The 3,616-nt window shown below is 73.8% G+C and carries 3 protein-coding genes; 1 reads left to right on the top strand and 2 read right to left on the bottom strand.

The features are described from left to right. Together ACWCO3_RS32870 and ACWCO3_RS32865 are read right to left on the bottom strand one after the other, a co-directional pair. On the bottom strand, window positions 1-1,388 hold a 1,388-nt coding region (locus ACWCO3_RS32870), incomplete at its 3' end, for a hypothetical protein (protein WP_450013821.1). A 5-nt stretch (window positions 1,389-1,393) separates the two neighbouring features. Beyond that, the gene (locus tag ACWCO3_RS32865; protein WP_167524820.1) at window positions 1,394-2,659 is read right to left on the bottom strand and encodes an Hsp70 family protein; all 1,266 of its coding nucleotides are present in this window, start codon (window positions 2,657-2,659) and stop codon (window positions 1,394-1,396) included. A gap of 295 nt (window positions 2,660-2,954) precedes the next feature. On the opposite strand from ACWCO3_RS32865, the gene ACWCO3_RS32860 reads away from it, so the two are divergent. Beyond that, the coding region (locus tag ACWCO3_RS32860; RefSeq protein WP_450013818.1) for an IniB N-terminal domain-containing protein at window positions 2,955-3,616 on the top strand (662 nt) is incomplete at its 3' end.

Here is a 3,616-nt window from a genome sequence, read left to right as displayed (position 1 = left end):
GGCGGGCCGGACACGCTGTCGCGTACCCCGGTGGCCATCAGGCGGGCGGCGCTGGCGTGCATGGTCGGGGGCTCACCGGTGGGGTCACCCGTCGGTGGCTCGGCCGCGACGCCCAGGTCACCGGTGGCGATCCCGCCGACGGTGGCGAAGGCCGTCGCCGAGGCGGTGCCCGCCCACCGGTACAGCTCCACGCTGCGCCCGACGTGACCACGGTGCGCCAGGGCGGTAGCGGCCACCACTGCCGCCTCGCGACGGTCGGGTGGGGCGGCAGTGGCCAGCAGTCGGTCGGCCAGTCGGAGGGCGTCGTCGAGGTTGCCGGCGAGCGCGGCGGCGAGCGCCTGCTCGGCGCCGGCCGGCCGGCCAGCCGCCGTGGCGGCCGCGAACAGTTCGGCGGCGAAGGCCGGCTCGTCGGCCAGAGCCTCGGTGGCCGCGGCGGTCAGGGTCGTGACCGGGCAGTCGCCGAGCGCGCCCACCGCGAGCAGGGAGCGGACCAGCGGCAGCACCGCACCACCCCGGGCGAGTTGCAGCTCGGTGAGCCGACGCCAGACCGCAGTTCGCTCGGTGGTGGGGCTGAGCGTCGTGACGGCCCGTCGCACGATCGGCGTCAGCCGGCCGTCGGCGCCGAGCAGCCCGGCCGCCCTGGTCGTGGCGATCAGGTCGTCCACCGCCGCCGGTTCCCTGTCGACAAGCGCGCCGAGCATGCTCACCGGCAGCGTCCCGCCCGCCGCGACGGCGAGCAGCAACCGTCGTACGGCGGTGGGCTGGACGTCCAGGTCCGGTCCGAACTCCGCGACCACCGACCGGGGTGGGTTGACCACCGCGTCGGTCCGGGTTTCCGCGCCGGCCAGGCCACGGGCCAGCCGTTCGACGTCCCGGGGTACGCCGCCGGTCTGGGTGTGGACGAAGTCGACCAGGTCGTCACGGCTGCCCAGCTCCGGTGTGCGGGCGAGGTAGGCGGCGGTCTGCTCCCGGGTGAACGGAGTGAGGAGCATGGCCTGCCCGTCGCGGCGCAACGCGTCGACCAGTTCGCTGAGCGCCGCGGACCGGGGCCACGGGCGGTGGGCGACCACCAGCCGGTGTCGGCGGGTGGCGACCAGGCGCAGCAGCACCTCGACGCGTGCGTCGTCGAGCAGGTGCGCGTCGTCGACGAGCACCATTGTGTCGGGGTCGACCGCTTCGCCCGGCTGGGGGGCGATGGTGCGGACGGCGATCCCGGCGCGCTGGTGGACTCGCGCCAGTTCCGTCAGCAGCGCGGTCTTTCCGTGGCCGCCCGGGCCGGCGATGCCGACGCTGAGCGGCCCGGCCGGATTGTGCCCGACAGTGTCCAGCAGGACCTGCGGCCCTCGATCCAGGGTCAACCCGGATGCGGCGATGTCGTTCATGATCATTGGGGTCATCCTTCGCGTCCCCGGCTGCGGGCCAAGGCCAGGCGGGACGGTTTCGGCAGGTCCAGTGGGAGGACCCGGACCGGGGGCCGCGGTGGCGGATCGCCCGGAACGGTGGTGTCGTGGTGGGGGCGGCGGGGCGCCGGGAGGGTGGCCCGACCGTTGCCGCTGACCGGGGCCGCGTCGCGGACCGGTGGGTTTCGGCGGGCGCGCGGCGACACCACCTGGCAGGCGGCCATCGCCGCCCCGGTGGCGGCGGTCAACTGGGAGTCCGGCTCGACCTCGACGGGGACCGGGAGGGCCGCGCTGATCAGCTCGGTGACGAGCGGGACGCGGGTCGAACCGCCCGCCAGCAGGACACCGTCGAGTTGCTCCGGCGTCAGGTTGGCGCTGCGCATAGCCCGTAGGAGAAGGTCGACGGTGACCTGCACCGTCGGGCGGATCATCTCCTCGAACTGAGCCCGGGTCACCGGTATCCGGGCCGGGCCGTTCGGTAGGGCCAGCACCACGTCGGCCGTCAGGTCGACGGTCAGCACCCGCTTGACCCGGTCACACTCCGCGCGCAGCCCGCGCAACGCCGCCTGGGTGCCGCGGCGTGCGCTGGCGGCCAACTCCCGGGCCAGCGCGGTACGGGTGTGCTCGGCCAGCGCCTCGTCGAAGTCGGCCCCGCCCAGCGAGTCGAGCCCCTGCGGGGTGCCGAACGTCTCGTAGGTGCCGCGCGGGGTGCGCCGCACCAACGCCGCCTCGAAGCTGTTGCCGCCCAACGCGTAGACGACGGCCGTGCTGCCCGCGAACCCACGCGCCGCGTGGCTCTCGGCGACCGTGACCGTGCGGGGTAGCAGTGTCACGTTGCGCAGGCCGAAGCCGGACAGGGCCTGGTGCAGCACCTCCCGCCGGTAGGGACGCCATCCCGCCGGGTGGCTGAGGACGATCGCCTCGGCCGGGCCGCCCTCGAGGGCGTGGACCCGCTCCACCACCCAGGCCGCCAGCTCCGCGGTGAGGGTCTGCGGCGCGCAGGCCTCACCGCCGAGCAGCAGGGGCACGTCGTCGCCGATGCGGTGGACGAAGTCGCGCGTGGTGCGGCTGCCGTCGTCGGTCGCGGGCTCGCCGACGTGCAGCGAGCCGTCCTCCGACAGGCACAGCACCGACGGTACGACTGTGGAGTCGACGTGCAGCGGGACGGCCTCGGGACGGGTCCAGGTGGTGCCGTGCAGCCGTGCGACGGCGGCGGCGGTATTGGTGCTCCCGATGTCTATCCCCAGGACGTACGGCATCGCTTTTCTCCCCCCGTGAGGTGGCCGCCGGTGGCGATGGCGTCGGTGCTGCCGACGACCCACCCCCGGCGAAACCCGCGGGCTCCTACGTTCGTACCAGAGATCAGACCCTGGTCGGGACCCTAATCTCGCCGGGACGGTTTCCCCCTGTCCCCCTAACGTACGAGGTAGCGGAGTCCCTAGTTCAACCGGCCCGGATGCGGGCTCAGCCCCGATGCCCGGGGGCGGGCCCGGCAATAACGTCACTGTCGACGTACGACACGTCGCTGACGCCAGATCCGAGGAGAACCAGCACATGGACTCGCACCAGACCCTTCACGACTTCGTGCTCGACCTGCTGACGAACCCCGACGCGCGGTCGGCGTTCGACCTCGACCCCGAGGGTGCGCTGCGCGGCGCGGGGCTCACCGACATCACCGCGGCGGATGTGCAGGACGTGGTGCCGCTGGTGGTCGACTACGCGCCGGGCCAGGGCCTCGGGGCGATCGCCCCGGCAGTCGGGCAGCTCGGGCTGGACCCGCTGGTCACCGACACCACCGACGTGGTGGGCCAGTTGCAGAGTGTGGCGCAGCAGATCAGCGTCACCAGTTCGCCCACCGGCGTGGACGTCAAGGCCGGCGTGCTCGGCGCCATCGCGGTCGACCCGTCGACCGCCGCCGCCGGGATCACCGTCCTGCCGGGGGTCGGCCTGGGCATCGGTCCGAACGGGCTCGACACCGACCTCGCCGGTGTCGGCGACGTGGCGTACACCCTCGACGCCGATGTCGTGCAGCCGGTGGACGCGATCGCGGACCCGGTCCTCGGCGACGTCACCGGCACCGTCGGCGACCCGAGCGGTCTGCTCGGTGTCACCGACTCGAACCTGATCGGCGGCGACCTGACCGGTGGTGTCCTGTCCGGCACCCACGGTCAACTCGGCGGGGTCGTGAACTCCCTCGGTGTCAACGACACCCTGGG

The sequence above is a fragment of the Micromonospora sp. NPDC002411 genome (assembly GCF_053592955.1).
Note: the sequence above shows the minus strand (reverse complement) of the source record. Positions and strands in the feature narration are given on the sequence as shown.

Bases quoted from the DNA above. Each gene is read 5' to 3' on its own strand.
- ACWCO3_RS32865 (WP_167524820.1), bottom strand. From the start codon at position 2,659: ATGCCGTACGTCCTGGGGATAGACATCGGGAGCACCAATACCGCCGCC.